General features: G+C 59.9%; 7 protein-coding genes. 3 read left to right on the forward strand and 4 right to left on the reverse strand.

The annotated features are described in order from the left end of the window. On the forward strand, window positions 1-511 hold a 511-nt coding region (locus A3754_RS18025; RefSeq protein ID WP_304439847.1), incomplete at its 5' end, for an NAD(P)-dependent oxidoreductase. A 149-nt stretch (window positions 512-660) separates the two neighbouring features. Here A3754_RS18025 and A3754_RS18030 read toward each other — a convergent pair. Further along, entirely contained in the window at window positions 661-1467 is an 807-nt protein-coding gene (locus A3754_RS18030) for an SDR family NAD(P)-dependent oxidoreductase (RefSeq protein ID WP_063520805.1), read from the reverse strand. 89 nt (window positions 1468-1556) lie between these two features. On the opposite strand from A3754_RS18030, the gene A3754_RS18035 reads away from it, so the two are divergent. After that, complete coding sequence (locus A3754_RS18035; RefSeq protein WP_063519121.1) at window positions 1557-1976, forward strand: secondary thiamine-phosphate synthase enzyme YjbQ; 420 nt, start codon at window positions 1557-1559, stop codon at window positions 1974-1976. A gap of 237 nt (window positions 1977-2213) precedes the next feature. Here the strand turns inward: A3754_RS18035 and A3754_RS18040 are convergent, their stop codons facing one another. From A3754_RS18040 to A3754_RS18050, 3 genes are all read right to left on the reverse strand, one after another. After that, window positions 2214-2912 (reverse strand): DUF2057 domain-containing protein, encoded by a 699-nt coding sequence (locus tag A3754_RS18040; RefSeq protein ID WP_063520806.1) that lies wholly within the window; start codon window positions 2910-2912, stop codon window positions 2214-2216. A 91-nt stretch (window positions 2913-3003) separates the two neighbouring features. Continuing rightward, entirely contained in the window at window positions 3004-3342 is a 339-nt protein-coding gene (locus A3754_RS18045) for a hypothetical protein (protein ID WP_063520807.1), read from the reverse strand. Continuing rightward, window positions 3339-3671 carry a BPTI/Kunitz-type proteinase inhibitor domain-containing protein gene (locus tag A3754_RS18050; protein ID WP_063520808.1) on the reverse strand — a complete coding sequence of 111 codons (333 nt, stop codon included), beginning with the start codon at window positions 3669-3671 and terminating at the stop codon, window positions 3339-3341. Before A3754_RS18050 ends, A3754_RS18045 begins: the two co-directional genes overlap by 4 nt. 159 nt (window positions 3672-3830) lie before the next feature. Between A3754_RS18050 and A3754_RS18055 the strand changes: the two genes are divergently transcribed. Beyond that, window positions 3831-4514, forward strand: coding sequence for a hypothetical protein (locus A3754_RS18055; RefSeq protein WP_156496640.1), 684 nt, complete (start codon window positions 3831-3833; stop codon window positions 4512-4514). The last annotated feature ends 383 nt before the right edge of the window (window positions 4515-4897 follow it).

Below are 4897 nucleotides of genomic sequence, written 5' to 3' on the forward strand. Positions count from 1 at the left end.
AACCTTTGGGGTGAATGGGTATGGGGATCTGGGGCGTGAGGCGGCCTGCCTGGCGGAGGCCTTCGGCATGACGGTGCAGGTAGCTGAATCGTTTCAGGCCGGGGGGAATCAGTCTGGCCGGGTGCCGATGGCGGCGCTGTTGCCGGCGGCGGATGTGATCAGCCTGCATTGCCCGTTAACACCGCAGACGGACAAGCTGGTGGATGCGGCGTTTCTGTCGCAGATGAAACCCGGTGCCTTGCTGCTCAATACCGCCCGCGGTGGTTTGGTTGATGAGCCGGCGCTGGCGGACGCGTTACGCAGTGGCCAGCTCGGTGGCGCGGGCCTGGATGTGCTCAGCAGCGAGCCGCCGCCGGCGGACCACCCGTTGCTTGTCGACGGCATCCCCAACCTGCTGATTACCCCGCACAACGCCTGGGGCACCCGCGAATCCCGGCAACGGGTGCTGGATGGCGTGGTAGAAAATATTCGGCAATGGCAGGCAGGCTCGCCCATTAACGTGGTGAGTTGAAAGTTCAAAGTGGAAAGTTAAAAAGCGCGGGATCGGCCCTTCATATCTTAAACTGTCGTGCCCGCGTGCAGCGCGGAGGTAAGGCGTCAACCGTTCCTCTTCGCCTTTACTTCGCGTTTCAACTTTAAACTTTAAACTCGCTCCTGCCTTTAACGCTTTTTCTTTAACCGGTTGGCGAGCATTTTATCCATGCCGCGAAACAGGGGTTGCGGCAGGCGCGTGACTGGCCCCGGTGCGGCGGCAAGCAGGACGCTGCCAAGCTTGCCCATGGGGCGGGCGATACGCGCCGGGCGTTTTTCGCAAGCTTCTACAATCCAGCCCGCCGCTTTTTCCACGTGCATCATTGGCATGTATTTATAAATAGCCGTGCGCGATGACATGGGGGTGCGCACCATGGGGAAGTACACCACGGTAGTGCTGATACCTTGATGGCCCATCTCCGCTTCCAGCGAGCGGGTGAAGGATTCCAGTGCGCTCTTGCTGGCCAGGTAGGCGGAAAACAGCGGAATGGGAATCTGCGTGGACAGGCTGGAAATATTCACCACATGGCCGTGGCCCTGCTGCGCAAAGCGGGGCAGGAATTGCAGGGTCATGGCCACGGCGCCGATATAGTTCAGCTGTATGGTGCGCTGGTAATCGTGCAGGCGGTCGAAAGATTGCTCGATGGGGCGGCGAATGGAATGAGCGGCGTTATTCACCAGCGCATCAATACGGGGGTGATCCTCAAGAATACGTGCCGCGCAGGCTTCAATGGCCGTGTTGTCGCTGAGGTCGCAGGGGTAGATAAAGGCGGTGCCGCCCTGTTCCTGAATGGTTTGCTGAACCTCGCGAAGCTGCTCTTCCCGGCGTGCCACCAGGCACAGCGTGGCGCCTTTTCTTGCCATGATCCTGGCCGCTTCCGCGCCGATGCCACTGGAGGCGCCGGTGAGTACAATGGTCTGGCCTTTGAGTTTCATGCATACCCCTTGAATGCTGTGCGGTAAAAATACAGACCGTCGAGTCTGCCGTGTTCGGCATTAGGGGCCAAGGTCTAAAGGGGACGAAGATGTGGTTTCAGGACATTGTCACGTTGCCGGCGCAACGGCGCGGTTGCCATCTGGTAACGCGGGAGGTGGTAACTGCCTTGCCGGTGCTGGCGGAGATAGAGGTGGGCTTGCTGCATCTGTTTATTCAGCATACCTCCGCCTCGCTGACCATCAATGAAAATGCTGACCCGGATGTGCGCGGGGATCTGGAGCGACACCTGAATGTGATGGTGCCGGAGAACGCGCCGTACTATGAGCATACCCTGGAAGGGCCGGATGATATGCCCGCGCATATCAAGAGCGTACTTATCGGCCCGTCGCTGACAATCCCGATCCGGGCCGGGCGGCTGGCGCTGGGGACCTGGCAGGGCATTTATCTGTGCGAGCACCGCGACCACGGTGGTGCACGGCGGGTCGTGGCGACCATTCAAGGGGAGTGAGCGGCGGGCGACAACGTTATCTACAAGGTTGCTGTAGGAGTGCCCTTCCAGGGCGCGAACCTTGCGAAGCAAGGAATTGCCCAAAGGGCGATCAGGACTTGCCGAACCTGACAGGTTTCTATAGGTGGACCTGACATTCTCTAAAAATTTTGCCGCCTCGCTGCGCTCCGTTCCTGCAGCGGCTTCGTATCGGATGACGGAAATGGCGTTACGCCATTTCCGCTATCGGCTGGCCGGTTATTCCGCAATCCATTGCAGGAATTCGCGGCGTTCTTCTGCGGTGGCCTGTTTCCACTGGGCTTTCAGGGTGTCCAGGTAGCTGGCTTCCGGGGCCACGGTGGTGCTCTTATTTGCGCTGGCAGCGGTGGCGCCGGCGGCGGCACCCGCTGCGGCCTGGGGGGCCACGCTGTTGGTGCTGGCGGTGGTGACTTCTTCACCGGTGATCGGGGCCAGGAAGCCGCGATTGAGGATCAGCCCGGATTCTTTGGCGTCTACTCGTTCGCCGGTCTTGGTGTTTTCCGCCCAGCCGTAGAAGCTGTCTTCCATGGCGCGGGCCTGTTCCACGTCTTGTGGGGTGTTGAAGCCCAGTTGCCATTGGTCGCCGCCCTTGCCGTCGATGACAAAGTTGGCCGGGTTGGTTTTCACGATTTCGTGGTTGTCTGCATCCAGCTGCCACAGCTCCTTGTAGTAAGCGAGGATTTCATAGCGACCGGGGGCCAGTTTCAGTTCCTTGAAATCGCTGGCGAAGAAGGTGTTCACACCTTCCACTTCCTTGCCGTTGATGGTGAACACTTCAATTTCGCTGGGTACCTTCACGGTGAGCACCTGGCTGTCGGCTTTGGCCGGGCCGTCGTACAGCTGGACTACCGGGCTGCGGGCACAGGCTGCCAGAAACAGGGTGCAGAGGGTGAGGGTAAGCAGGCGCAGGGACAACATGACTTCTCCTTGGGAGCGGGTTGAGGGGCGCGAGCCGGCCAGTCTGGCCGGCATCTGTGTCATTTATGTGACAAGTTGGGCCGGTGTGGCATCAGAATCCCCAGGTGTCGATCTTGCCAGGGGGCTGGTTGCGGTTCAGGGAGGTCAGGCCCCGGGCGCAGCGTACGATCCACCAGATGGTGATTACCACCATCAGCAGCCAGCCAATCAGGGCCAGGGTGGTGATGCCGGCGATGAACCAGTACAGCAAGCCGATCCAGAAGGTGCGGTACTGAAAACGAAAATGCTCGCGCAGTGGTGGCGCGGCGTCGCCGGCATGAAGGTGGGCAATGATAACGCCGACGATGGCCGTGAGCCCGCCGGTGATCAGGCCGACCAGGTGCAGGACGTAGACGATACGTGCCAGGCTGGCGGTGCTGGTGTTACTCATTGTTGGGCCTCTTTGGTGGCGGATGTGCTGGCGGGGGCACCCTTGGCGGGAGCCGGACTGCCGGTGGCATTACAGGCCTGGGTGCAGCCCTCCAGGGTTTCAAACGGCACGCTACCCTTGCAGCCGCCCCAGATAAAGGCCTGGCAGCTGCCGCTGTCGGCATCGTAGTAATAGCGCTGGAATGCGGCTTTGCACATGCCGGATTCCGGTGGCTGGGAGCAGGCATCCGGGAGTGCGGCGGTGCCGGGTTCCTGATTGTTCTGGCAGCCACTGAGCAGGGCGGCTGCGGCAATCAGGGCGGTAATGAGGGGAAGCAGCAGGAGTCGCATGGCAGTTCCTTTATGGGTTTCCGGTTCCCTCCGTGGGGCCGGGTATTCTCCGTTGCTGCTACTTTACCGGACTCTGAAAGCGGCGGTAACCGGTTCATGTTCTCGGTGGAAAATCTGCACTATNCTGGTGCTGTCAACGTGTTGCGCAGGGGAAGAGCGGTGAGACAAGGATTGCGGATTATCAGCCTGGTGGGCGGGCTGCTGGCGGTGCCGGCCTGGGCACAGGATGCTCAATACATGTTCCTGCAGGCTGGCAAGCTGCAACTGAATGATGAGGACACCACGGTGACCGCCAATGGCGCCACGCTGGATGGGGACTACGATGATCTGCCGTTCTTCACCGGCGGGGTGCAGAAGATTCTGGGTGGTGGCGACCGTTTCCGTTACGGCTATGAGGGCGGTGCGGTGATTAGCTGGCAGAACGATTCGGTGAATTATTCGGGGGTGGTGAATGGTGGCGCCACCGTGAATATCAAGGTGGACAACGAGATGTTTCTGTTTGGCACCATGTTGGGTGGTTACGGGGATATCAATTTCAGTGACCGAGCGCGGCTGTTTTTGTCCGGTGGCCCCATGTTGCTGATGGGCTCCCTGAAACAGGAGCAGGATCGGCCTTACCCCCAGCCGCTGAGTACGGCGGTGGTGGTTAACGGGGATGACCGGGATTTCAGTTTTGGCTATGGGGCTTACGCCTCGCTGGGGCTGATCTTTTCCGTGGGTAGCACATCCGAGTTTGGATTTGTGGTGCGCGAACAAACGGTAGAGATGGACTTTAACGATGCCATCGCGGATTTTCCCTACGATGGTACCCAGTACATGCTGAGCTTTGGCTACCGGATGTAGTGACGCGTTTTCTACGGAGTTGCTGTAGGAGCTTGCTTGCAAGCGAATGCCGGCTTTGATCTGGCCAACCCGGTTCGCCTGCAAGCAGCCTCCTACAATGATCAACAGCCTGTTGAGAGCCGAGCGCAGCGAATAAACGCCTTCCAGGGTGCGAACCGCACAGCGTTCGCAGTACGATCCATCTTCTTACCAACTTCAAGCCTGTCTGCCGAGGGTGGAACCTGGGCGCTTGCCGCCTCGCTGCGCTCGGTTCGTCCCCTGGAAGGGAACTCCTACAGGGGGCGAATGGAACGCAGCGAGAATGTTTTGTGCCGGGTGGGCCAAAGGGGGGCACGAGCCGGGCGTTGTGACCGTTAATCCGCCCGCATGTGTTTCTGATCCCG

The organism is Alcanivorax sp. HI0083, from assembly GCF_001635175.1.

Excerpts from the sequence above, each read along its gene's own strand:
- A3754_RS18040 (WP_063520806.1), bottom strand. The coding sequence starts at position 2,912 with ATGTTGTCCCTGCGCCTGCTTACCCTCACCCTCTGCACCCTGTTTCTG.
- A3754_RS18030 (WP_063520805.1), bottom strand. The coding sequence starts at position 1,467 with ATGAAACTCAAAGGCCAGACCATTGTACTCACCGGCGCCTCCAGTGGC.
- A3754_RS18050 (WP_063520808.1), bottom strand. The coding sequence starts at position 3,671 with ATGCGACTCCTGCTGCTTCCCCTCATTACCGCCCTGATTGCCGCAGCC.
- A3754_RS18035 (WP_063519121.1), top strand. The coding sequence starts at position 1,557 with ATGTGGTTTCAGGACATTGTCACGTTGCCGGCGCAACGGCGCGGTTGC.
- A3754_RS18045 (WP_063520807.1), bottom strand. The coding sequence starts at position 3,342 with ATGAGTAACACCAGCACCGCCAGCCTGGCACGTATCGTCTACGTCCTG.